The organism is Streptomyces sp. NPDC090445, from assembly GCF_044769385.1.
Classification (GTDB): Bacteria; Actinomycetota; Actinomycetes; order Streptomycetales; family Streptomycetaceae; genus Streptomyces.
The window spans coordinates 24,061-47,110 of record NZ_JBIVXV010000040.1 but is presented as its reverse complement, the minus strand read 5'-3'; the positions used below and the strand labels follow the sequence as shown (position 1 = coordinate 47,110).

General features: G+C 71.3%; 16 protein-coding genes and 1 pseudogene. 12 read left to right on the top strand and 5 right to left on the bottom strand.

Translation table 11 applies throughout. The features are described 5' to 3' along the window. Window positions 1–71 precede the first annotated feature (71 nt). Window positions 72–317: pseudogene (locus ACIQUT_RS37135) on the top strand (IS21 family transposase); the annotation flags it as partial. A gap of 168 nt (window positions 318–485) precedes the next feature. Then, window positions 486–653, top strand: coding sequence for an ATP-binding protein (locus ACIQUT_RS37130; RefSeq protein ID WP_403569745.1), 168 nt, complete (start codon window positions 486–488; stop codon window positions 651–653). An 888-nt stretch (window positions 654–1,541) separates the two neighbouring features. On the opposite strand, the gene ACIQUT_RS37125 is transcribed toward ACIQUT_RS37130, so the two are convergent. Further along, a complete protein-coding gene (locus ACIQUT_RS37125) occupies window positions 1,542–2,999 on the bottom strand; it encodes a protein kinase (protein ID WP_403569743.1) in 1,458 nt (485 codons plus the stop codon). A gap of 420 nt (window positions 3,000–3,419) precedes the next feature. Further along, window positions 3,420–4,160, bottom strand: a complete 741-nt coding sequence (locus ACIQUT_RS37120) for a hypothetical protein (protein WP_403569741.1) — start codon at window positions 4,158–4,160, stop codon at window positions 3,420–3,422. 564 nt (window positions 4,161–4,724) lie between these two features. On the opposite strand from ACIQUT_RS37120, the gene ACIQUT_RS37115 reads away from it, so the two are divergent. From ACIQUT_RS37115 to ACIQUT_RS37085, 7 genes are all read left to right on the top strand, one after another. Further along, on the top strand, window positions 4,725–4,862 hold the full coding sequence (locus tag ACIQUT_RS37115; RefSeq protein WP_403569740.1) for a hypothetical protein: 138 nt from the start codon (window positions 4,725–4,727) through the stop codon (window positions 4,860–4,862). An 82-nt stretch (window positions 4,863–4,944) separates the two neighbouring features. Then, complete coding sequence (locus ACIQUT_RS37110) at window positions 4,945–6,549, top strand: PqqD family peptide modification chaperone (protein ID WP_403569738.1); 1,605 nt, start codon at window positions 4,945–4,947, stop codon at window positions 6,547–6,549. A 115-nt stretch (window positions 6,550–6,664) separates the two neighbouring features. After that, a complete protein-coding gene (locus tag ACIQUT_RS37105; protein WP_403569736.1) occupies window positions 6,665–6,847 on the top strand; it encodes an FDLD family class I lanthipeptide in 183 nt (60 codons plus the stop codon). Window positions 6,848–6,926: 79 nt separating this feature from the next. Then, window positions 6,927–7,904 carry a hypothetical protein gene (locus tag ACIQUT_RS37100; RefSeq protein ID WP_403569734.1) on the top strand — a complete coding sequence of 326 codons (978 nt, stop codon included), beginning with the start codon at window positions 6,927–6,929 and terminating at the stop codon, window positions 7,902–7,904. Next, window positions 7,901–9,202 (top strand): lanthionine synthetase C family protein, encoded by a 1,302-nt coding sequence (locus ACIQUT_RS37095; protein ID WP_403569733.1) that lies wholly within the window; start codon window positions 7,901–7,903, stop codon window positions 9,200–9,202. Before ACIQUT_RS37100 ends, ACIQUT_RS37095 begins: the two co-directional genes overlap by 4 nt. A gap of 164 nt (window positions 9,203–9,366) precedes the next feature. Next, window positions 9,367–12,525, top strand: coding sequence for a lantibiotic dehydratase (locus tag ACIQUT_RS37090; protein ID WP_403569731.1), 3,159 nt, complete (start codon window positions 9,367–9,369; stop codon window positions 12,523–12,525). Further along, on the top strand, window positions 12,522–14,291 hold the full coding sequence (locus ACIQUT_RS37085) for an ABC transporter ATP-binding protein (protein WP_403569729.1): 1,770 nt from the start codon (window positions 12,522–12,524) through the stop codon (window positions 14,289–14,291). The genes ACIQUT_RS37090 and ACIQUT_RS37085 overlap by 4 nt, the downstream gene beginning before the upstream one ends. Window positions 14,292–14,399: 108 nt before the next feature. On the opposite strand, the gene ACIQUT_RS37080 is transcribed toward ACIQUT_RS37085, so the two are convergent. Next, complete coding sequence (locus ACIQUT_RS37080) at window positions 14,400–15,086, bottom strand: LuxR C-terminal-related transcriptional regulator (RefSeq protein WP_403569727.1); 687 nt, start codon at window positions 15,084–15,086, stop codon at window positions 14,400–14,402. A gap of 92 nt (window positions 15,087–15,178) precedes the next feature. Between ACIQUT_RS37080 and ACIQUT_RS37075 the strand changes: the two genes are divergently transcribed. The 3 genes from ACIQUT_RS37075 to ACIQUT_RS37065 all read left to right on the top strand — a co-directional run bounded on the left by ACIQUT_RS37075 (window position 15,179) and on the right by ACIQUT_RS37065 (window position 21,405). Further along, window positions 15,179–18,565: an AfsR/SARP family transcriptional regulator gene (locus ACIQUT_RS37075; RefSeq protein WP_403569726.1), complete on the top strand. Its 3,387-nt coding sequence runs from the start codon at window positions 15,179–15,181 to the stop codon at window positions 18,563–18,565. 468 nt (window positions 18,566–19,033) lie between these two features. Next, window positions 19,034–19,696 (top strand): hypothetical protein, encoded by a 663-nt coding sequence (locus tag ACIQUT_RS37070; protein WP_403569724.1) that lies wholly within the window; start codon window positions 19,034–19,036, stop codon window positions 19,694–19,696. Window positions 19,697–20,184: 488 nt separating this feature from the next. Then, a complete protein-coding gene (locus ACIQUT_RS37065; RefSeq protein ID WP_403569722.1) occupies window positions 20,185–21,405 on the top strand; it encodes a hypothetical protein in 1,221 nt (406 codons plus the stop codon). A 474-nt stretch (window positions 21,406–21,879) separates the two neighbouring features. Here ACIQUT_RS37065 and ACIQUT_RS37060 read toward each other — a convergent pair whose 3' ends face one another. Next, window positions 21,880–22,032, bottom strand: coding sequence for a hypothetical protein (locus ACIQUT_RS37060; protein ID WP_403569720.1), 153 nt, complete (start codon window positions 22,030–22,032; stop codon window positions 21,880–21,882). Beyond that, on the bottom strand, window positions 22,029–22,967 hold the full coding sequence (locus ACIQUT_RS37055; protein ID WP_403569718.1) for a hypothetical protein: 939 nt from the start codon (window positions 22,965–22,967) through the stop codon (window positions 22,029–22,031). The genes ACIQUT_RS37060 and ACIQUT_RS37055 overlap by 4 nt, the downstream gene beginning before the upstream one ends. Window positions 22,968–23,050: the final 83 nt, after the last annotated feature.

The following is a 23,050-nucleotide window of genomic DNA, read 5'->3' as shown; positions in this document are numbered from 1 at the left end:
CCGCGCGAGCGGAGGTGTCCCGGAGCACTCCGTGGTCTCGGCGACGGTTGAACTCGGACCCTCTGGCGGCGATGCCGATCCGGGCGATCGCCCGGCATCTGGGGATCTCGCGGAACACGGTCAAGCGGGCTCTGGCCACGGACCGGCCGCCGAAATACGAGCGTGCAGCGAAGGGCTCGGCCGTCGACGCGGTCGAGGTCCAGATCCGCGGGCTTCTGCGGGAGACCCCGACGATGCCGGCGACGGTGATCGCGGAGCGGATCGGCTGGGACCGCGGGATGACGATCCTGAAAGACCGGGTGCGTGAGCTCCGGCCGGCCCGGCCGGCACTTCTCGGGCCCTGACGACTTCAACACCCAGCTGGCCGCCTGGCTGAAGGCCGCCAACCGCAGAGTCCACCGCACTCTGGGCGCCCGTCCGGCCGACCGGTGGGAAGCCGACCGGGCCCAGATGCTGACCGTTCCGGCCGTCGACCCGACGACCTGGTGGCGCTTCCAGAACGAGCCTCCGTCATCGTCACCAGCAACAAACCCTTCGGGCGCTGGGGAGAGGTCTTCGGCGATGAGACCGCCGCCGCCACCGACGCCGACGACAGGCACCACCACGTCCCGGAACAAGAAGTCGACCACTCCGCGACCCGCCGCACAGGTTGAAGATCAAGTCAGTTTCTGAACAGGAATTCATGGATGTGGTTGTCCGTGCCGCGGTAGACCACGTGCTGACTCTTGTCGACATCCCAGGTATAGCCATACGGATTGCTGGCGGCCAGAGGGGCTGTACCCCCGCTGGCAGCGGACAGGTCCGTGTCGCTGCGCCATCGCGGTACACGATGTGCTGCGTGAACGGTGGGACGATGGCTTGGGCGTGGCCCCGGGGAATGCTGCCTTGCAGGAACTTGCTCCCCGGGGCACTGTGGTGCCACTTGGTCCCCCGCTCTTTGCTGTCAGGTCGGTGTGCTGCCAAGACATCTCGGGCTCCTTTGTCGAAGGCCTTCCGATTCCTGTCCCTTCAAGTGCAGCAGCCTGCTGTCGGCATGTGCTCACGGAGCTCTGACCCCGTCGACGCACAGCGCCTACCGGACCTCGCGCTGTGAGGGCATACCCCCAGGTCAGGACCGGATCGCCGGGGCTCCCCCGGCCGGAGCAACCGGAGTAAGCGCTAGGCCGATCGGGTGACGCTTTCGTTGGACTCGGCGCGGACGTGGCGATGAGGCTGCGACCCACCCCCGCGGCCCTGCCGAACCGACCGGAGGCCGGCCGGGACCAGAAGCAGGCGACCGACGTTGCCCCGATGGAGGAGACCGGCGCAGGCTTCCTTTTCCGCGCCCGTGACGGTGACTCCAAGCCCTCGGCCAGGAACAGCGGGCCGGGGAAGTCGGGCCTGACCGCTGTGTCATTGCCGGTGACCTGCACATCCCTGGTCGGCTTCACCGCCTTTCTGGGCCTGGCAGCAGCTCTCCGCTGCGTCAAGCGACTCGTCCGCCTCACCACCTGGGACGCGGTCTCCATCGCAGGGCTCGGCGCCTCGGGCCGCCGCGGCGGTCACTTCTTCAGGGTCGGGGCGGCCAGGACGAGCCGCCCCATCCCGCACGTGCGACCGGGGTCCTCGTAGGAGATCGCGAGGCGCTTGCCATTCGTGACGTCGAGCGACAGCCTCTTCGGTGATCCGATCCGGATTTCGCCGGTCCACACGGACGCGCCGTCCACCTCCACGTTGATCCGGGCCGTGGGTTTCCGCGAGGAGTCGTCGACGCCCGCGACCATGGTCAGGGTCTTCCAGGCGCCGCCCAGGTCGTACTGCGCCGCGCCGTCGCAGATCTCGTAGGGGCCGGCCGGCACCAGGGCGGTGTCGTAGCGCTGGGCGCTCAGCGTCCCGTTGCCCACGTCGAACCACGCGTACTCGCTCTTGGCGACCGGGGCCAGGGTGGTGAGCGAGACCCCGGCAGGGTCGGCCGGGACGGAACCCGAAGCCGAAGGCCGCGACGCCGGCCGGTCACCGCCCGCCCGGTCCGGGCCGGCCGCGTCCTTGTCGCCGAGCAGCGGTACGCCCACCACCGCGGCCGCCGCCAAGACCAGCACCCCTGCCACCGCGCTCAGCACCGGGCCGGTCCGCCGCCTGCGCGGGGGCGGGGCGGGCGGCAGTGGCGGAGCCGGCGGCATCGCCGGTATCGGCGGCGTGTCCTGGACGTCCCGCTCCGCGGAGTCCACCGCCTGGCGGACGTCCCGTACCCACGCGGCCAGGCTGAGCGGCCGCTGCCCCGGGTCGGCCGAGCAGAGCGCGGTGATCCGTGCCCGCCGTTCGGCGTCCAGGGCCGCGACCTGCGGCAGAGCGGCCATCGCGTCGGCGAGCAGCCCCGGGGTGGCGGGCGGCGACTGCCCGCTCAGGAGGAAGTAGGCGATAGCCCCGAAGGCGTACCGGTCGGTGCCGGGCGTGCGCCTGCCGTCGAAGACCTCGGGGGCCGCGTAGCCGGGCGTGAACCAGATCTCGGCCGTCTGGTGGTCGGCGGTCAGTTTGCTGAGGCCGAAGTCCACCAGGGTGGCCTGTCCGTGCGCGTCGACCATCACGTTGCCGGGGGAGAGGTCGCCGTGGATCACTTGGCGCCCCGACGGGGTGGCCTTCCCCGAGTGCAGCCAGTCCAGTACGTCCGCCAGCTGTTCCAGGGTCCGTACGATCTCGCGCCGCTCGGCGGGCAGGGAGAGGTCCCGCTCGGCCCGCCAGTCGCGCAGGTCGAGCCCGTCGACATGGTTCATGACGAGGACCAGGGCGCGTCCGGCCCGGTCCGAGGCCTCCCCGGGCCGGTGAACGGGCGGTCCCTCGAAGTGCTCCCGCACGCCGACGACCCCCGGCCGGTGGACGAACCGCAGCAGTTCCGCCTGCTCGTTCCACCGCGCGCTGATCCGCTCGAACTCCTCGGACGTGAGCGTCGCCCTGGAGTCCAGCACCTTGACGACGACGGGCTCGGATCCGCCGGCGAGCTCGATCTCGGCGAGATGGATCACGGCCTCCCCGCCGCGCCCGATGGACCGCAACAACCGGTACGGTCAGGTGCCGTGTCAGGTCCGATGTGCAGGCTCTCGCCGCTCAACCTGCCCCCGAAAATCGGCCATTTGATTGGGGATCAGCTTCGTCGGCGCCAGCGCGCGGGGTCAAGGAGAAACCGCGCTTCCAGCCTTCCGGATGCCTGTGAGAATCGCGACTCCAACGGGTGGCGTCGCCGATGAACGTGGCCCAGGCAGCGGGGGCGCTGCGGCCGGGGCCTGGTGAAGAGCCGCTTGCACACTGTGTGTCGACGTCGCCGATGTCGACCACGTGCCGCCGCCAACCACCTGGTGGCGGTCGTGCAGGACCACATCGCGACCGGGAGGCGGCTCTGCTCGTCAGCGCTCGCTCGTGGTCGTGGGTCGGTGTGCTGCTCCGCCTCATCCCCTCGCGGGAGGGACGTACGCGGGCGGGGCGATCCGCCGCTCGGGCGTCACACCGAACGCCTCTGGGTGCCTGTACTTGCCGCTCTCCTCTCCGTCCTTGGAACTCTCCACGACGAGGGGGTTGGCGCGCGCGTAGGGGTCCTGGCGGACGCCGGTCACTTGCCAGCAGACGCGTGTGCCGGGCTCGCCGCCGGCGATGGTGAACCGGTTGTCCGCCAGGTCCTGCGCCACGTGCAGGTTCGGGGCGGCCTGGCCGACAGCGGTGAGCTGGTAGCGGAAGCGCTCGTTGAGCGCCTGGAACCAGTCCGGCAGGACGATCTCGGCGCTGCCGGCCCCGTCCAGGACGGCCTCCCCGTCGTAGACGTTCTTCATCTCGTCGCTCTCGACCGCTCCATGGCTGAGGTACTTGCCCTCGGGGTCCAGCGGATGGTCGATGACGAACTCGAGGGCGCTCTTGGTCAGCTTTCCGTCCACCATGACGTCGCCGCGGAACCACGCGGCCTTGAAACCGCCGCTCGCGACCACGCCGTACGTGGTTGCGCTGGTCGCGTCGACTCCGACGCCCGTTTTCGAGAACGCGTTCACGGCGTGGCTGCTGTTCCCCCCGCCTTCCGTGCTGTTGCTCACCTCCAGCTGGGCGGCGAACGGTACCCAAGTGGGGTCGAACCTGCCGATGGTCACTTTGTTGCGCAGCACTGCGATGCCATCGACATCCAGTTCGGGGTCGTCGGACACGGTTCCACTCCTCACCCGAGGTGTCCCGGAGAACTTCCATGTATACGCGTACGGCCACGGGCATCGTTCCAGCGTCTGCCCTGTGTGGCCGGGCGGCGCGCGGGTGCCCCCTCGATTGGCCGGGACCCGGGTTGTACGGCCCCTGCCCCGGCCGGGGGAAGCAGATCGGTCCAGAGGCCGACTACAGCCGCGCGACTCCAGTGGTACCGGACGGTCTGCATCAGCGTGTGCACCGCACCGAGGCCAGGGGCATCGGTCATCTCGATCCGGTCCCGGCGCCTCCCGGATCGCCGCCGGAAAACGCTGTACCGGCCGGGAGACGGCTCGCCCCTCACCGGTAGGGACACCTGGCAGCGACCACGGGGCCGCGCGACACCGTCAGCGCACGCATCCGACTCGTCACAACCCATACCCCCCGGCCGGCCGCCGTCACGCCGCCCGGACGCACGCGATCCGACCGTACCGGGTCGGGACAATTCCGGGACGGCCGCCCCGTGATCGTGGGACGGGTTACCGGTCATTCTGGCGGGGTTCGCCCGCCCGGGCGACGGAAAGGAGTGAACGATGCCGCAGCTGGAAATCGAGTTCCCGGCGGTCGCCGAGAACTGGCTGGCGGTGGAGAGCGTCCCGCAGATCGGGCGTGATTCCGCCGAGGAGCGTGCTTGGGTTCCCGCGTACTGGGCCACGCCTGCCGCTTCCTGATACGCAGTCGGCCGGGGGCGGCTTCGGTACGATGCCGCCCCCGGCCACCCTTTTTCGTACCTCCCGCACGAACGGTGGCCCGATGTCTGTCGCTGCAATCAAGAACAACTCCGGGGAAGCTCTGGATCCGCCGGAATTCCAGGCCTTCCCGGGAGTCGCGGAAGCAATCCGCCTGGCGGACCGAATGCTGGTGGAGGACAGCAGGTTCGGGGATACCCGCGCCATTGAGGAGCGGAACGTCGCCCGGTTCTCCATCGGCGCGGAACTCCTTGCGGAGCAGGATCCGCGGCACGAGGCTGTACTGCGCCGCGTCTCCCGGGCCGCCCGGGACCAGCTGCTGCCGCTCCTCGGCGACCCCGTCCTGCGCAACGCGTTCGAGGACGACTTGGTGAAACTGGAGAACGGGGTGAGGACCGGCTTCGGTTTCGGAGCGCTGGCATCACGGATCCCCGCCGAGCCGGCGGGGCTCGGCCCGTGCGAGCGCATGGCGACCCCGCATGTACGGCCGTGGCCCCACCACGGCTCCGCCTGGGTCTGGACCGAGATGAGCCCGGCCGACCGCGTGCCGGGGGAGATGGCCACCCGGCTGCGGCAGCTGTACGACGGGAGCATCGAGGGCGGCCCGTCCTCGGACCCGGTCGTGCCCGGCCCGGAGATGTGCCAAGCGCTGGGCCGAGGAGCGGAGCTGCTGACGGCACTGCTGCCGCAGGTCGGCCCCAGTGTGCTCCGCCACGTGTCTGTGGTCGGCTTCACCCGGGGGGAGTCGGCGGACGGCCCGTTGCAGTCCCTGTCCGGTGGCGACCCGCTGCCCTCGGCGATCCTGATGGCCCCCGAGCGGCTGGCGGATCCCTGGACGGTCGCGGAAACGCTGCTGCACGAGAGCGTGCACCTCAAGCTGTTCGATGCGCTGCGGGCGGGCGCCCTGCTGACGGAGCCTGAGCACGCCGTGCCTATTCCGTGGCGGCAGACACCGTGGCGCCTCATCCGCGTCCTGGTGGCCCTCCACTTCTACGTGCACCTGCTGGTCTTCCAGGAGGCCGTCCGCAACGCCGGTCCGGAGCTGCGGGCGGAGTTCGGCCGGCCCCCGGCGGGCGAGGTCGTCGACGAGGTGACCCCTGGCACCCAGGCCGCCCGGGAGGGCACCTTCGGCTCCGGCCTGGAGCGGGTCCGGTACCTCGCCGGGTACGTACGCGGGCTGCCCCCGGGCACGCTCACACCCGCGGGCAGGCAGTTCATGCGCTGGCTGACCGATGTCACTGCAGTGATCGACCCGGAGCCGGACACCGCCACCGCCCCGTCCGGCGGGCCTGCCGGATCCGGGACCGCCGCGGCACGGGCAGGAACGTCCGTGCCCGCAGCAACGGGTGAAGCCGTCGCGGGTGACGCCGTCGCGGAGGAATCCGTCGCGGAGGAGTCCGTCGCGGAGGAAGCCGTACCGCGCCGCACCGACGGGACCCTGGCCCGTCCGATCCCTGCCCACGGCGAGCTGCTCCTCGCCGACGCCGGGACGTGCACCCTGCACTGGCTCAACGCCCGCTCGTGGCTCGTCTACTCGCTGTGCGACGGACGTGACGTGGCGTCCGTACGGGCGGAATACGCCCGCCGGTCCGGTGCCGACGAGCCGACCGCCGCCGCCCAGGTCGCGGCCTGTCTCGCAGAGCTGCGGAATTCCGGATTGCTGTCCTGATGGAATCCGGGCCGGTGTCCGGGACATTTCAGGGACAGCGGTATCAGGAATCCGGGACATCGGCTGAGTGAATATTTCCTTGTCCGGATCGGACGCCATCAGAAGGAGAAAAGAAATGTCCATTTCCCTCATGGAGCCGGTTGTTCAGGATTCCGTCCTGGACGACTTCGACCTCGACGTCCGTATCACCGTCAGCGCGGACTTCGAGACCGCCGAGGCCGGGTTCAGCAACTGGTACTCCTGCAAGGGGACCTGTGTCAGGGAGTGCCTCGGCGTGTCCGTCAACCGTTGCAAGTGATCTCGCAGGATAACTGAATTCGGGCGGCCTGCCAGTTCCGGGCAGGCCGCCCGTTCGTCATCGGAAGGGGTGCACTGCCGTGTCGGCGGAGCGGGTGTTCGTCATATCTCCCAGGAAGTCCGGAACCCATCTGGTCCAGGAACTCCTCGTCCACCTCGGATACCGGATCTACGGGGAGCCCGTGCCGCCGCCCGAAGGCCGGCCGGACTTCAGCTTGCGTGAGCGGCTCGCCATGGCGGAGCGATACCTCGATCCTGAGGAGTTCCGGGCGCTCGACCCCCGCCGCGACCGGGAGGGCTTCATCCGCACCACCGACCAGGTCTGGCTCCAACTCGCCTGGGCCTGGCAGACGCGGATGGCCGTGGCACCACTGACCCATGTGGAGGCCGTGGCCCCCGACGCCCGGTTCGGCCCGAGGATGAGCCCGGACATCTGGACAGCGCCGTTCTCGCAGACCCCGCCCGGTATCGCCTGGATCTTCCACTCCGTCGACGTCTGGCGGATGGACCCAGCCTTCCTCGCCGAGTGGGTGAACACCGGCTCGCCCAAGGTGATCCTGAACTACCGGGACCCGCGCGACGTCCTGCTCTCCCTGGTCGACTTCTTCTCCCGGAACAACGGCCTGCGGTTCCGGCGGTTCCCGGAGTCGGCGGTCTTCGGCCCGGTCCTGGAATCGATCGCCGATGACGCGGCCAAGATCGACTACGCGCTGTCCGACCCCGCCATGCCCCTGCTCTCCGACTACGAGTCGGCCATGAGCTTCCTGCGCCACCCCAACGTGTGCGCGGTCTCGTTCGAAGAACTGGTCGGCCCCCAGGGCGGAGGCAGCCAGGAAGCCCAGCGCGATGCCGTTCGCCGGGTCGCCGCATGGCTGGACCAGGACGTCGACGTCGACGCGGTGGCCGAAGAGCTTTTCACCCCCCGCTCCTTCACCCTGAACAAGGGCCGGGCCGGCCGGTGGCGCGAGGCCTTCACCCCCGCACACACGGAACGGTTCGAAGCGCGGTTCGGCCATCTGCTGGACACCTTCGGCTACACCCGCGAGGTGTCCCAGTGATCTCCGGATCTCTCGCCGGGCAGGCGCGCTCGACCGCGGCCATGATCACCTCCAGGCTCGCGGACCCCGCCCACGTCGAGGCCGCGGTGGCCGCCTCCGTCCCCGACCCCAACTCCGTGGGGCCGCGCCCGCCGAGCTCCCTGCTCGCCGGTGACGCCGGGATCGCGCTGCTGCTCCGCCACGCCTCCGACGCGCCGCTCGAGGAGGCGGACCGGTGGCGCCGCGCTGGCCACGAGGCGCTGCTGCGGGCGGTCCGCAGTACTCAGGACGCCCCGCTCACCCAAGCCGGGATCGTCTCCGGATCGGCCGGACTGGCCTTCGCCATGGCCGAGTTCGCCGCGGCCGACCCCCGATACCGGCCCTCCCTCGCCGGCCTGCACAGCGGCCTGGCCGACCAGATACGCCACCGGTTCGCCGACCGGGGACCCGACCACGGCGCCCGGTTCGAGGACTACGACGTGCTCGGCGGTGCCTCCGGCGTACTCGGCCACCTGCTGACCCAGCCCCCCGACCACGCGAGCGTCCACGCCCTGATCGACGCCCTGGTCCGGTTCTGCACGGCGGACGGCGAAGGACAGGAGCCCCGCTGGGTCGTCCCCCTGGAGCACTACCCCAACCCGCCCCACACGACCGAGGAGACGCACGGCTTCATCAACCTGGGTCTTGCCCACGGCATCCCGGGCCCCCTCGCCGCGCTCGCCCTGGCATGGAAGGCCGGCTACCGCCGTCCTCGTATGGGCGAGGCCATCGCCAACGGCGTCGCGGCGCTTTCCGCGGCCGCCACGCGGGACGACTTCGGGGTCACCTGGCCCAACGAGATTCCGGTGGGACCCGAGGGCCGGCACACCGAGGGGCCCCGTCCCGCCCGCTCGGCCTGGTGCTACGGCGTCCCCGGCATAGCCGCGGCCCTGCTCACCGCCGCCGACGCGCTCGCCGACCAACGGCTCCGGAACTTCACCGTCGAGGTGATGGAGACAGAGCTGCGGCGGGCCGAGGCGGCCCTGGACCACCTCTCGCCCTCGATCTGCCACGGCCTCGCCGGGCTCCTCGCCATCGTCGAGGTGTTCGCCCGTACCACCGGCAGCGCGAAGACCCGGGCCTTCCTCCCCGTCCTCACCGAACGCCTCCTCGCCCATTGCTCCGCGGACCTGCCGTTCGGCGTGCAGAACCAGGAACCGCCGGACCTGCGCATCGACAACCCGGACTTCCTGTGCGGTGCCGCCGGGGTGGCCGCCGCTCTGTGGACCGTGTCCATCCCGGTCTCCCGGAGCTGGCAGCGCGCCCTGCTGATCGCCTGAACCCCGGCCCGAACTCCCTCCGGCCCGAACCCCGCCCCCGCCCCGAACTCCCTCCGGCCGGACTCCCCCCGGTCCGGCTTCCCCCGGTCCGACTCCCCCCGCCCCGAACCCGCCCGCCCCGAACTCCGCAGCCCGTCCGACCCCGCGTGGAGAACGAACGACCGATGAACCTGTACACCCCCGCGGGATTCTTCCTGCTGCGCACCCCCACCCTGCCCTTCACCCCGTACGCGCAGGCCCTCGACAGCACCGGGGCAGCCGGCCGCGACCGGATCAGGGAGCTGGCCGGCCGGCCGCTGGTCCGCCAGGCCCTCCGGGTCGCGAGCCGCAGCCTGGCGGAGCAGCTGACGAAGGACACCCCGGGCACGAAGGCCGACGCGGCCCTGCTGCGCTACGTGTCCCGGATGAGTTGCAGGCCCACGCCGTACGGGCTGTTCGCCCAGGTCGCCGCGGGGGAGTTCGGACCGCGGACGTCCCTGGCGCGCACCGGCGAGCAGCCGGCGGCCAGCCGGACCCGGGCGGACATGGGCTGGCTCCAGCGACTCGTCCAGCAGATCGAGGACGACCGGGAACTTCGGCCCGAACTGACCGTCACCGTCAACCCGCTGCTCCAGCGCAGCCGTGACCGCCTCACGCTGCCCGTGGCCCACGGCCTCCGGCCGTCCGACCAGCAGGTCAGCAGCGTCCGGGTCACCCGCGCCGTCGAAACCGTCCTGGCCCGTGCCGCCACCCGCCCCACCTGGGCCGAGCTGGCCGCCGCCGTCGCCCGGGACTTCCCGGCCACGCCCCCCGACCGGATCGACGCCCTGCTCACCCGGCTGTGGGACCTGCGCATGCTGACCAGCGACCTGCGGCCCCCGCTCACCCACCCCCGGCCCGAAGCAGCCGTGCTCGACCGGCTGGCCGGGCTGACCGGCGGCGGGCGGTACCGCACCGCCCTGAGCCGCACCCGCGACCTCGCCGCACGCGCGGACACCGCACCACCGGAATACGCCGAGCAGCTCCTCGCGGAACTCCAGACGCACCAGCACAGCGTCGTCCCCGACCACACGGAGAGCCCGCTCCAGCTCGACGCCCGCGCCGCGCTCACCGCCGACACCCTCGCCTCCGAGGTGGCGGACGCCGCCGCGGACGCCGCCGACACCCTGCTCCGCCTGGGCCGCCACCAAGACCGGGACGCGGCTCTCGCCGCCTACCACGAGGCCTTCCTCGACCGGTACGGGAGCGGCGCCGAGATCCCGGTCCTGGAACTGCTGAGCCCCGAGACGGGCCTCGGCGCTCCCGACGGCTACCACTTCCCGCCCCGTGAACTGCCACTGGAGCGGGTGCCGAGGGCCCGGCAGCCCGGCACCGGGGAGGCCGCGCTGACGGCCTTCGCCGCGGCCGCCCTGCACCAGGGCCGGACCGAGGTGGAGCTCACCGACAGGTTCCTCGACCGCTGGAAGCCGCGGGACGAGGGAGGCCGCGGACCGCACGCCCGCCCCTCCCTCGACATCCTCGGACAGGTGGTCGCCGACTCCCGGCAGGACCTGGACGCCGGACGGTGGAGGTTCGTCCTGACGCCCGGGGCGGTGCGGGACGGCGGCCGGATCGGCGCCCGGTTCTTCGACGTGCTGGGCGAGGACTTCGGCCGGCGGATGGCGGAGTACGCCGCCGCAGAGGAAGCCCGCTGTCCCGGGGTGCTCTTCGCCGAGCTCAACTACCGCCCGCTGAACTCCCGTGGCGGCAACGTCGCCATCCACCCGTCGGTGCGACACCACCAGATATGCGTCAACACCGAGCCCACCGAGGACGTCGCACAGATCGGCCTCGGCGACGTGCTGGTCGGCGCCACGGAGGACCGCCTCTACCTCCGCTCCACCCGCCACGACCGGGAGCTCAAGGTGACCCAGAGCCACCTGTTCAACTGGAGCACCGCACCGAACATCTGCCGGTTCCTGCTGGAGGTCTCCGAGGACGGCTGGGCGCCGCTCGCCGAGTTCGAGTGGGGCGCCGCGCTCCAGGACGCGGCCTTCCTTCCCCGGGTGACCAGGGGCCGCCTGGTCCTCAAGGAGGCCCGCTGGCGCTTCGGCCCCGGCACCCCCGGCTTCCCGGCCGACGCCCTCGCCGGAACACCGAACGCGGAACACTTCTTCGAGATGTTCCAGAACTGGCGCCGGGAGTGGCACGTACCCCGGTGGGTTTGCCTGGCCGTGGTGGACCACCGGCTGCTCCTCGACCTGGACAGTCCCCTGTGCGTGGCCGAGATCCGGCGGGAGCTGTGCTCCGCCGAACACCACAAGCAGGGAGCCCTCACCCTGGAGGAGGTCCTCTTCGACCCCTTGAGCCCCCAGTGGCTGCGCGACGAGGCCGGCCAGTCGTACACGGCCGAGATCGCGGTGCCCCTGCTCGCCCGGGAGACGGCCGTCGCCCCCGCGGTTCCCGTCCCGCCCACCACGGCCACCGCCGCCGCCCGCACCGCGGCAAGGACGCCCGCGCTCGCCAAGCACCAGCTTCCGGGCGGGGACTGGAGCCACCTGAAGCTCTACGCCGCGGCCGCCCGCCACGAGGACGTACTGACCACTGCGGTACCCCGGCTCGTACACGGACTCCGCGAGGAGGGGCTGATCGACCGCTGGTTCTTCATCCGCTACGCCGACCCGCACCCGCATCTGCGGATCCGGGTACGGCGCTCCCCGGGGTCCGCTCCTCACGAGGCCATGAACCGGCTGGTCGACTGGGCCGGCGAGCTCGTCGGGCAAGGACTGGCACGAGACGTCGCCCTGGTGCCGTACGACCGGGAGACCGAGCGCTACGGCGGACCCGTGGCCCTCGACGCACTGGAAGCCGTCTTCGAAGCCGGCAGCGACATGACCACGGCCCTGCTCGCACTCCTCCGCGACCGGCCCGTCACGGACCGCGACATCATCGGCGCGCTCGCCCTGCACCGGCTGTACGAGGCATGGGGAATCCGGGACGGCCGACCCGCCCCCGCAACCGCGCACCGGCCGGTCGAAGCCCGCGACCGGGAGGCGTTCCGTGCCGTACGCGCCACCCTGTGCGACCTCGTCGCCCCTTGGGACGCCCACCCCGATCCCCGCGCCCGGGAATGGGCCCCCGACCTCGACCGCATCCTCGCCGCCCAGACCCAGGCGGTACGCGAAGCCGGGGAACTGGTGCGCCGGCTCGCCCGGTCGGGGGAGCTGACCTGCACCGAGCAGGACGTCCTGGACAGCCTTGCCCACATGCAGAGCAACCGCCTCCTGGGCATCGACCGCGGCAGTGAACTGCGGTGCCACAGCTTCCGGTCCCTGGCCCTGCGCGCCGTGCGGGGCCGGCCGTGAACGGCCGGTCACGACAGGTCCTCGGCCTGCTGTGGTCCATCAGCCCCCGGCAGATCCTCGGAGTCACCGCGACCTCGCTCGCCACCGCCCTGCTTCCGGCCGCGCAGGTGCTCCTCACCGCCCTGACCGTGCAGTCCGTCGCCGACGCGCTGACCTCCGGCCCGGCCGCCGGCCGGGGGGCACTCCGGGCCGGCGCCTGCCTCGCCGCCCTCATGGTGGCCGGGCACCTGCTGGGCGTTCTGCACGGCCACCAGGAGGCGCTGCTGCGCAGCCGGCTCCCGGATGCGCTCACGCTCCGGATCATGGAGAAGGCCTCACGGCTCACGCTCGGCCAGTTCGAGGAACCGGACACCTACGACAACCTGCAGCGCGCCACACGCGAGGCGGCGTTCCGGCCCCTCCAGGTGTTCACCGGCATGCTCACGGTCGTCTCGGCCGCCCTCTCCTTCCTGGCCGTGGCCGCCGTACTGCTGCGCGAGAGCATCGCCATGGCCGCGGCCATCTGCCTAGCCCCGGTCCCCGCCGCACTGGCGGGCCTGTGGTTCAGCCGGCGCACCCACGCGGCCCATCACGCCCAGGCAGAAGGACGGCGCAGGCTGACCTACCTCGAACACCTCCTCACCAACGACCGCACGTACAAGGAGACCCGCCTCTTCGGCCTGGTACCGCTGCTGCTCGACCGGTCACGGCAGCTCACCGACGACTTCCACGACACGAACCGGCGGATCGAGAACGGCCAGGCGCGCTGGACCGCCCTGCTGGGACTGCTCAGCACCGGCACGACCGCAGCTGCCGTCGTGCTGGCCGTGCGGTCCGCGCTGCACACCGGGCAGGTCGGTGCCCTCGCCGGATACGTCGCGGGCGTCGCCGTCATCCAGGCCGCCGTGTCCGCCCTCTTCACCAGCGGTGTCCAGCTCTACGAGAACGGGCTCTTCCTCCGCCACCTGTTCGCCTTCCTGGAGATGCCGGAACCCGCCCTCCGGGAGGGAACGCTCACCCTGCCACCCGTGCTGTCGCAGGGCATCGAGTTCCGCGATGTCTCCTTCACCTACCCCGGGCAGCGCGAACCCGTCCTCGACGGGGTCTCCTTCACCGTGCCCGCCGGCGCCCGGGCAGCCCTCGTGGGCAGCAACGGCGCAGGGAAGTCAACCCTGATCAAGCTGCTGGCCCGGTTCTACGAACCCACCGGCGGCGTGATCCTGATCGACGGAAGACCCCTGGCGGACTACTCGCTCCAGGGGCTGAGGGAGGGCATCGGCGCCATCTTCCAGGACTACCAGGAGTACGAGGCCCCGGCCCGCGAGAACGTCGGCTTCGGCAAGCCCGCCCTGCTCGACGACGACCGGCGGATCCGGGAAGCCGCCGGCAGGGCGGGAGCCCTCGCCTTCCTCGACGCATTGCCCGACGGCATCGGCACCCAGCTCGGCCGCTGGTTCCCGGGCGGCCGGCAGCTCTCCGGCGGCCAGTGGCAGAAGGTGGCCCTGGCCCGGGCGCTCGTCGGAGACGCACCGGTCCTGATCCTCGACGAGCCGACGGCGGCCATCGACGCCGCCGCCGAGGCGGAGGTCTTCGACGTCCTGCGGAAAGTGCGCCCGGGGGCGACCTCGCTGCTGGTCGCCCACCGCTTCTCGGCCGTGCGGACGGCGGACCACATCGTGGTCCTCGACCAGGGCAGGGTCCTCGAACAGGGCCCGCACAACCAGCTCATGGGCTCCGGGGGCCGGTACGCGTCGCTGTTCGGCCTCCAGGCCGCCGGATACCGGTAAGCGGGCCGGTCACACCCGGCACCCGGCACCCGGCTGTGCGGCCCCCGGCTGTCCGGCTGCCGGGTGTGACCGGCTGCGACCGTCAGCCGGGGCAGCCGTCCGGGGGCGTCAGCGGGCTGATGTCCCCAAGCCGGCGTCCCGGGCGAGCACGATGGCCTGGCCCCGGCTCGACACGCCGATCTTGCCGAGGACGGCGGACACGTGGTTGCGTACGGTCTTGTCGGCCAGTGTCAGCGCCCGGGCGATGCGCCGGTTGTCGTAGCCCCGTGCCACCAGGTCGAGGATCTCCCGCTCCCGGCGGGTCAGCACGGGCAGCACATCCGGCTCCGGCGCCCGGGACCGTGCTGTCAGCAGTCCGCTCAGCACCTGATCCACCGGCGATCCGGCGACCATGAGCCCTCGCGCGACCATGTGGACGGCACCGACCACGTCCGGCCCGCCCGCGTCCTTGGCCAGATACCCCCGTACCCCGGCGAGCAGGGCGGACCGCACCAGGGCTTCGTCGATCTCCCGCCCGGTCATGCCCAGCACCGCCGTACGCCGCCCCGTACCCGCCACCAGCTCGCGACACGTGTGAAGGGCAGCGGAACCAGGCAGGTCCAGGTCGAGCAGGACCACATCGGGTGCCGCGGCGCCGACCAGCGCGCCGAGCCCCGGGACCGCCCCGGTGTCCATCACCACCTCGATCCCCCCGGCAGCGCTCAAAGCTGCCCGGATCCCGGCCCGCAGGAGCGGATGGCGCTCGACGACGGCGACGCGGAGAGGGCTGTGAGAAACGGATGCATACGTGGTCAAGGCTGCGACTCCGATGTGATTCGGACAGGTTGACGCAGCATGAGGAGAACCCGCTAGCGGATCACTAGGGAGCGGCCCCTTAGTCTCCGGACATGCATGCTGAGCGGGGCGCGATGTTTGAATACCGGATCCTGGGGCCGCTTGAGGTGCGGTGCGCGGGGGAAGCCGTGCCCGTCACCGCCCCCAAGGAGCGTGACCTGCTCGCGCTGCTCCTGCTGAAGTCCGACCAGACCGTCCCGGCGGAGGCCCTGATCGACGGACTCTGGGGCACCACGCCGCCGGCAACCGCCCGGACCACGCTGCAGAACTACGTCAAGCGGCTGCGCCGGATCCTCCGGCAGCCCTGCGCCGGACACCCCGAGGTGCTCGTCACACAGCCGGGAGGCTATCTCCTGCGCCTTGAGGACGCCTTCCTCGACCTCAAGGAGTTCGAACGGCTGGTCCAGGCCGCCGCCGAGGCCACTGCCCGCGGGGACGATGCCACGGCGTCCGCCCGCCTCGGCGCGGCGCTCTCCCACTGGCGCGGCGAGGCACTGGCCGGCAGCCGCTCGGAGTACCTCCGGCAGCTGGAGATACCCCGCCTTGAGGAGTCCCGGACGGTCGCCTTCGAACAGCAGATCGACACTGCCCTGAGGCTGGGGCGGCACGCGGCGGTCATCGCCGAACTCCAGGGCGAAGCGGCCAGGCATCCGCTGCGGGAGCGGCTCCAGGCGCAACTGGTGCTCGCCCTCTACCGTTCGGGACGCCGCGGCGACGCACTGGCTGCCGCCCGACAGGCCCGCGAAAACCTCGTCCAGGAGCTGGGCCTGGAGCCCGGCCCCCAACTCGCCGGACTGTACGATCGCATCCTGGCCGACGATCCGGCTCTGATGGACGCCCGCTCGACGGCCATTCCGGGCGATGCCGCGCCGGGCGGGTACCGCCCGTCCTGCCCGTCCGGTCCCTCGGGTTCGTCAGGACCGTCCGGTCCGGTCGGCCACGGCGCCGCCGCACCGACCCCGCTCGCTGTGCTGCCCGCCCAACTCCCACCCTCCACCATGGTGTTCACCGGCCGGGCCGAGGCGCTGCGGAGACTCGACGAACTGCTGCCCACCGCCGGACCGCAACCGCCCGGCGCGGCCCGCATCGTCCAGATCAGCGGCCAGGGCGGAGTCGGCAAGACAGCCCTTGCCGTGCACTGGGGACACAGCCGGCGCAATCGGTTCCCGGACGGACAGCTCTACGTCAACCTGCGCGGACACGGCGGTGACCGGCCACTGCGGCCGACCGACGCGCTCAGCGGCTTCCTTGAGGCGCTGGGCGTTCCGGCCCGCGACATCCCGGTGACGGAAGACCGCGGCGCAGCCCGGTTCCGCTCACTGTGCGCCGGCCGGCGGCTGCTGGTGATCCTCGACGACGCAGCATCGGAAGAGCAGGTCAGACCACTGCTGCCGGGCAGCGCGGACTGCATGGTGATCGTGACCGGCCGCCGGGCCCTGGCCGGTCTCGTGGCCCGCGACGGAGCCCTGCCCGTGCCCCTGCCGGTGCTCGAACCGGCAGAAGCGGAACGACTGCTCATCAACGTCCTCGGCTCCACCCGCGTCTCGCGGGAGCCGGGGGCGGCCGCCGCACTGACCGCCGCCTGCGCCCGGCTGCCCCTCGCCGTCGGCATCAGCGCGGCCGACCTCGCACTCCACCCCGAGCGGACCCTGGCCCGACAGGTCGAAAGGCTCGTCGGGGAGGACAACCTCTCCGTGCTGGAGGTACCCGGGGACAGCAGCAGCGCCGTGCGCACCGTCTTCGCGATGTCGTACGCCACCCTGGACACCGACGCGGCCCGGATGTTCCGCCTCCTCGGAATCCTGCCGGGCAGGGACACCACAGTTCGCGCCGCAGCCGCCCTCGCCGGAGTGCCACTCCACCGCTCCCGCACCCTCCTGGACGACCTGACCCGCTGCCACCTCCTGGAGGAGGGGGCCGTCGGCCGGTACGCCTTCCACGACCTCCTGCGCGCCTACGCCCGGGAACGCGCCCACGCAGAGGAGACGCAGGACGCACGCACCGCCGCCCTGGAGCGCCTCTACACCTGGTACTTGGCGAACGCCGACAAGGCGGCCAGGGCGATCCAGCCCGAAACGGTGCGGCTGCAGTCCTACGCGGACGGCGCCGACCTGACCTTCGCCACACTGGAAGACGCGGCCGGGTGGCTCGATTCGGAACGGGCCAACGTGGTGGCCATGGTCCAGCGGGCCGCGGAGCACGGACCCCGGGCGGCGGCGTGGGGTCTGGCCGACGCCTTCCGTCCGTACCTGATGCACTCCTCCCACACCGCCGACTGGCTGACGGTGGGCAAGGCCGGACTGGCAGCGGCCGAGGCGGACGGGCACACCCCCGGCCAGGCAGCCAGCCACCGCATCCTGTCGAGCGCCTACCTCATGCTGGGCAGGTACGACGAGAGCACCCGACACGACCTCGCAGCCGCAGAGCTGTACCGGAGCCAGGGGCACACGGCCGGTGAAGCGGCGGCCTGCAACAGCCTCTCACTCGCCGCGTGGTACGGAGGCAGGCTGAACGACGCGGTGGAATACGGCAGTCGCGGGCTGGCCATCGCACGGCACATGGAGGACAAGGTCCCCGAACTCATCATCAGTACCAACCTGGGTGCCATCCTGCACGAGGCCGGCATGCTGCGGGAGGCCGAGGAACACTACAGGGGCATGATCGGCAGCCGGGTCATGGACCAGGCCCCGACGACGGAAAGCCACACCCTCAGCAACTTCGCCGCTCTCCTGCACGACCGGGGCCGGCCGGAGCTGGCCGCAGACTTCCTCGCGAAGGCCGAGGCGATCAGACGCCGGGCAGGACAAGCCCCCAGCAGCCTGGCCTACACCCTGTACTGGAAAGCGATCATGGCGCTCCAGGCCGGAGACCGGGCGAGCGCCCTGGAGCAGGTGGAGGAGGGGTTCTCGAGCGCAGGAGGCGACATCAGGGCACAGGCGCACCTGCACGTCGCCCGAGGGATGCTCGCCGAGCGTACCGGGGGCCATGAGGCGGCCTTGCGAAGCTTCCGGCAGGCCAAGGACCTGGCCCAGCAGTGTGCCTCGCGCAAGCCCGAGCTCGAGGCCCTGACAGGAATGGCGCGCTGCAGTCTGCGGACGGGCCGGGCGGACACTGCGCGCGCGTTCGCCGAGGAACTGCTCCAGGACGCCACCACCAGCGGCTACCGGCTCTTCCACGGCTACGCGCTGACCCTCCTGGCCGAGATCGCGTGCGAGGAGAAGGACTACGCCGAGGCAGAGCTCCGGGCAAGGGAAGCGATCGCCGTCCAGGAAGAGAACGCCCATCCCAGAGGCCAGGCAGAGGCCCTCATCGCCCTGGCACACACGCTGCGAGCGACAGGCGACACCAAGGGTGCGCGGGCCTGTATACACGAGGCGGCGGAACTCTGGTCCGCCTTCGCTCCGCGACGCGCGGAGGAGATCACGAGACTGTCCTGCTGAGACCACGCGACGTGCGACGCCCGTGGTGCGGGGTTCATGTGGCAGGGCGGACGCCGTACGCCTCGGCAGGGCGGTGCCGGGGAATCACCACGGCACCGGGCCGTCCACGCTGAAACATGGTGCTCCAGCAGATCTGCCGAGGTGGCAGTGCGCCGGATGCACCTCCTGCCGTGCCCTGCCAGAAGGCACCAAGCCGCCCGCGTAGCGGGCCGGCCATCGGCCCGGCGGCCTGCGGCAGCCAGGGGAAGGCGGTCAGCAGCGCCCACAGCGAGTGCGCGTACAGGTCCACGTACCCCGCCGCGTCCAGCCACTGCACCAACCCCACGTCCGCACCCAGCGCAGGAAGCCGCCGACGAAGCTCCAGCAGCGCCCCGGCTCGTACGTTCGCCAGCGGCCGCCGCCCGGACTCCCACCCCTGCACCCTTCACCCCGCCGCCGTTCCTTTCCTCGCCTGTCCCCCGTCAGCGCGTGCACACGGCCATCCGCCATCACCAGCCGAACGCGCCACAGCGCCTGGAGATCACTCAGGGGATCCCCCTCGACCACCAGGAGGCCCGCGAGGAGACCGGGCACGTCGCCGAGGCAGCACGGGCTGCAGGCGCCGACGGGATCGTCGAGGCGCTGCCCCGCGGCTACGACACGACACTCGGCTGCATAGGGGGCTGTGGGCGGTTGGCCGATGTCATCGACGATGAGGGATCCGGTGTGCAGGAGTTCCATGGCTGCGATGAGCGGCCCGGCCTGCTCGCTGTCGGCGCCGAGCAGGCCGATGGCCTCGCAGACCGGGACGGGCCGCCATCGCCGGCGTGCGGCGTCGCCGTCCGGCGGCGATCCGGTGCCGGCCGGGTGTTCCTCGCGCGGGGTGGCGGTCATGGTCAGGCCGCGGGGCATGGGGGTGAGTTCCCGGTCACTCTCACCGATGCCACCGTTTGGGGTACCACCATGTCCATGCCCGGCCGCCTGATCACCGCCGTGTTCCTCACCTCCGTGCTTTCCGGCATGGCGGCGCCACTCGCGTCGACCGCGTACGCCGCAACCAGCCCGGGCGGCATCGGCTGGGACACCACCCCCACGTACGCCACGGTGGCCGCGGCGGGCACCGCGCACCACAACGGCATCGGCTGGGACTGACACCACATGGTGCCGGTCCATCTCACCCTGGTGCCAACAGGAGGAGAAGCGCCCACCGAGAGCCAAGCCCACTCCCTCGTCGACATTCTGTGGGCCCACGCCACGCCCGAATACGGCATGGAACACGTCCGGGCCCGTACGACTCAGACCGGCATCGGGATCGTCTTCTTCATCCGCGCCGCCAACGCAGACATCGCGCAGGCCAAGGCCGGATGCCTCATGACCGCCGCGCTCGCCTCCGGCGCCGCCGGCACGGCCGCGAACAGCCGCAGAGCACCCACCCTTCGCCGACACACCTCGGCCAGCCCTTCATACAGCCTTGCCCAAGGAGATTACGTTGTCCATCAAGTCCAACGCGGTCCGCGCCACCGGCACTCTCGTGGCCCTCTCGGTTCGCCACGGCTCTCTTCGCGGCCTCCCCCGCCGGCGCCGCCGGACTTCAGGCCGGACCCATCGGGGGCAACGCCTCACTCACGGCCACCGCCGACGTGGACCGTCCTCAGGGCAGGCCCGGCCCCCTCAAGACCGACGGCGCGAAGAACTCGTTCTCCGCCTCCGCAACCGCCATGGCCGCCGAGGAGGGCGGCCCGATCAGCCGCAGCGACGTCGTCGCCCGGGCCAAGACCTGGGTCGACGCCAAGGTCCCGTACAGCCAGAGCAGCTACCGCAGCGGCTACCGCACCGACTGCTCCGGCCGCGTATCCATGGCCTGGAACCTTGGTACCAACGCCTGGACCGGGAACCTCGACACCTATGCGAACCGGATAACGAAGAGCGAGCTGCGCAAGGGAGACATGCTGCTCTTCCACAACGCCGGCAACCCGGTGAACGGTTCGCACGTGGTCCTCTTCGAAGGCTGGACCGACTCCTCCAAGACGTCCTACATCGGCATCGAGCAGACCCCGCCGCACGCCGTGCGCCGCGTCATCCCCTACACGTACTTCAGCAACTCCAGCTCCTACATCCCGTACCGCTACAAGAACATCGTCGAGGACACGGCGGCCCCGTCGACGTACAGCGGTGACCTGCCGGTGTCGGGCCGTTGGAGCAGTGGTTCGGCGACGACCGTGGGTGTGTTCCGGGATGGTACGTGGGCGCTGCGCGATGCGAACGGCGCCACTGCATCGGTGGGCTTCGGGCGGGCCGGTGACGTTCCCATGACCGGTGACTTCGATGGTGTGGGCCATGACCAGCTGGGCATCTTCCGGCCGAGCACGAGTACGTTCGCGGTGCGTCACGACGACGGCAGCACCACCTCGCTGACGTTCGGGCAGGCCGGGGACATTCCGGTGCCGGGCATGTGGGACAACAACGGTCACGCCCAGATGGCTGTCTACCGCCCCGGCACCGGTACCTTCATCGTCCGCCACGACGACGGCAGCGTGACCACGGCTGCCCTGGGCCAGGCCGGCGACATCCCGGTCGTCGGCGACTGGGACGGTGTCGGCCACACCCAGATGGGCATCTTCCGCCCCGGGGCCAACGCGGGCGACGAGAACACTTTCGTCCTTCGCCACGACGACGGCAGCCTGTCCACCGTCACCTACGGGGTCAAGGGCGACCTTCCCGTCGTCGGTGACTGGAGCAACAAGGGCCGCACCACCTACGGCGTCTACCGGCCCGGCAACGGCACCTTCGCCCTCAGCAACGCCTACGCCGGCACCACCGACACCGTCTTCACCTACGGCAACGGCGGCACCTGGTCCTGAGTCGTCTATCGCGCGAAGTCCAATGCTCGAACCCAGGGGCGAGTGGAGTGCGGCGCTGTCCGTCCAGTGCCCGGTCTGCTGCGCCCCGGCTTGGCGGCCATCCCCGCGAACGGCTGCGGGTCAACCCTGAGCATGAAGATCCGTGGCGCGCCCGAGAACCGCGCCTCCCCGGAGAACCTGGTGGCAGTCGCCCGCGAGGTCCACGCCGTCCTCACCGGGGGCAACGCCTGACACGTGCAGCCCGAGCCCGTGCGGTGGCGGTGTCCGATGGCCACGGCCCAACCAAGCTGGTCGTACGCCATGGCGCACTCGGTGGTGTCACGGCCGTGCAGGACGTGCAGCATGTCACTCATGTCGCCCCCCGTGTCCGCTTCAGAACCTTAGGTGATGGTCGCGACGAGAGCGTCCCGCCGAAGCAGAAGCGCGACCCACAGGAATCCTGTAGGCCGCCCAACTCGCATATGCACCCAGATGTCAGGACACCAGTTCCATCCCCCGCACCAGGCCCGACAGGGCCGCAGCCTGCGACGGAACGCCCCGGCGCACCAGGTCTCCGACGAGCTCGCGCGCCATCGGGTGCGCGTGTACATAGTGGGGCGCCCGCTGTGCGGCCTTCCACAGAGTCACCACTGCCTCGCCCGAGCGGCCCAGCCGGTGCATCGCACGCGCTTCGTCGATCCGATAGTGCGTGATCCGCTCCCGGCTCGGCATCGCGGGCACATCCACCTCGTCCACGAACGACAGGCCGGTGTCCGGCCCATCAACCTCGACCCCGCCTCGGTCGTGTGCACCAGAACGTTGGCCCGGGAGAACACGGTCCGCCATCGCAGATCGTGATGCCCCGCCGGCAAGCGGTCTGATACCTCGAGCGCCCGGGCCGCCTGGCTCCACGCCCCATTCGCGTCTCCGGCGCGAGCACAGGCAATCACCTGCCGCAGCACCAGAGCTCCCTCCAGCACGAGGGCGTCCGTGTCTCCCGTCGCGGACAGGGGCGTCAGATCCTGCAGCGCCGCGTCCGCGACGGCGTGCGTTTCGCGCGCGGATCCCTGGTGCAACAACGCCCCGCACCGGTCCCATGCGACGGCCGCCTTCACGATCGGGTCGTCGAGCTGCGTCGCCGCTCCGGCCGCGACCTCCGCCGCCACCCACGCAAGGTCAGGCAGCCCGGTCTGGTTCTGCGTCTGCCGCGCATTCCTGGCCGCGTCCACCAGCAGCCGCAGCGCCGCGTCACGCTCCGCCGTACCCCGCTCGTGCAGCAGGATCGTGGTGTTCAAGTCCTCCAGTAGCGCAGGCAGCAGCCCGGCCACCGCAGGAAGGTTCGCGCCCTGCCTGTGCCGGTTCGTCGCCGCAGCCCGCTCTCGCACACGCTGGGCATCCGCTGCCGGGGCGGACGGGACAAGCCCCGGACGCCCGGACAAGATCAGCGAGGAGTTGATGCCGACGATCCGGCACGCCTGTTCGTTGCTGAAGCCCTGCTGCATGAGCTGGAAGTATGTCTCCCGCTCACGCAGCAGCTTCTTCGGCCCCTGAGCCGTCCGGATCTCCCGGATCTTGAAGTCCATCGCATCCCCTGAGCTGGGGTGTTGCGACGACCACTAGAACCTAAGGATCGCGGGATGCAGGGCCTTCGGGTGTTGGGGCGCCG

Bases quoted from the DNA above. Each gene is read 5' to 3' on its own strand.
- ACIQUT_RS37115 (WP_403569740.1), top strand. From the start codon at position 4,725: ATGCCGCAGCTGGAAATCGAGTTCCCGGCGGTCGCCGAGAACTGGCTG.
- ACIQUT_RS37110 (WP_403569738.1), top strand. From the start codon at position 4,945: ATGTCTGTCGCTGCAATCAAGAACAACTCCGGGGAAGCTCTGGATCCG.
- ACIQUT_RS37105 (WP_403569736.1), top strand. From the start codon at position 6,665: ATGTCCATTTCCCTCATGGAGCCGGTTGTTCAGGATTCCGTCCTGGAC.
- ACIQUT_RS37090 (WP_403569731.1), top strand. From the start codon at position 9,367: ATGAACCTGTACACCCCCGCGGGATTCTTCCTGCTGCGCACCCCCACC.
- ACIQUT_RS37075 (WP_403569726.1), top strand. From the start codon at position 15,179: ATGCATGCTGAGCGGGGCGCGATGTTTGAATACCGGATCCTGGGGCCG.
- ACIQUT_RS37055 (WP_403569718.1), bottom strand. From the start codon at position 22,967: ATGGACTTCAAGATCCGGGAGATCCGGACGGCTCAGGGGCCGAAGAAG.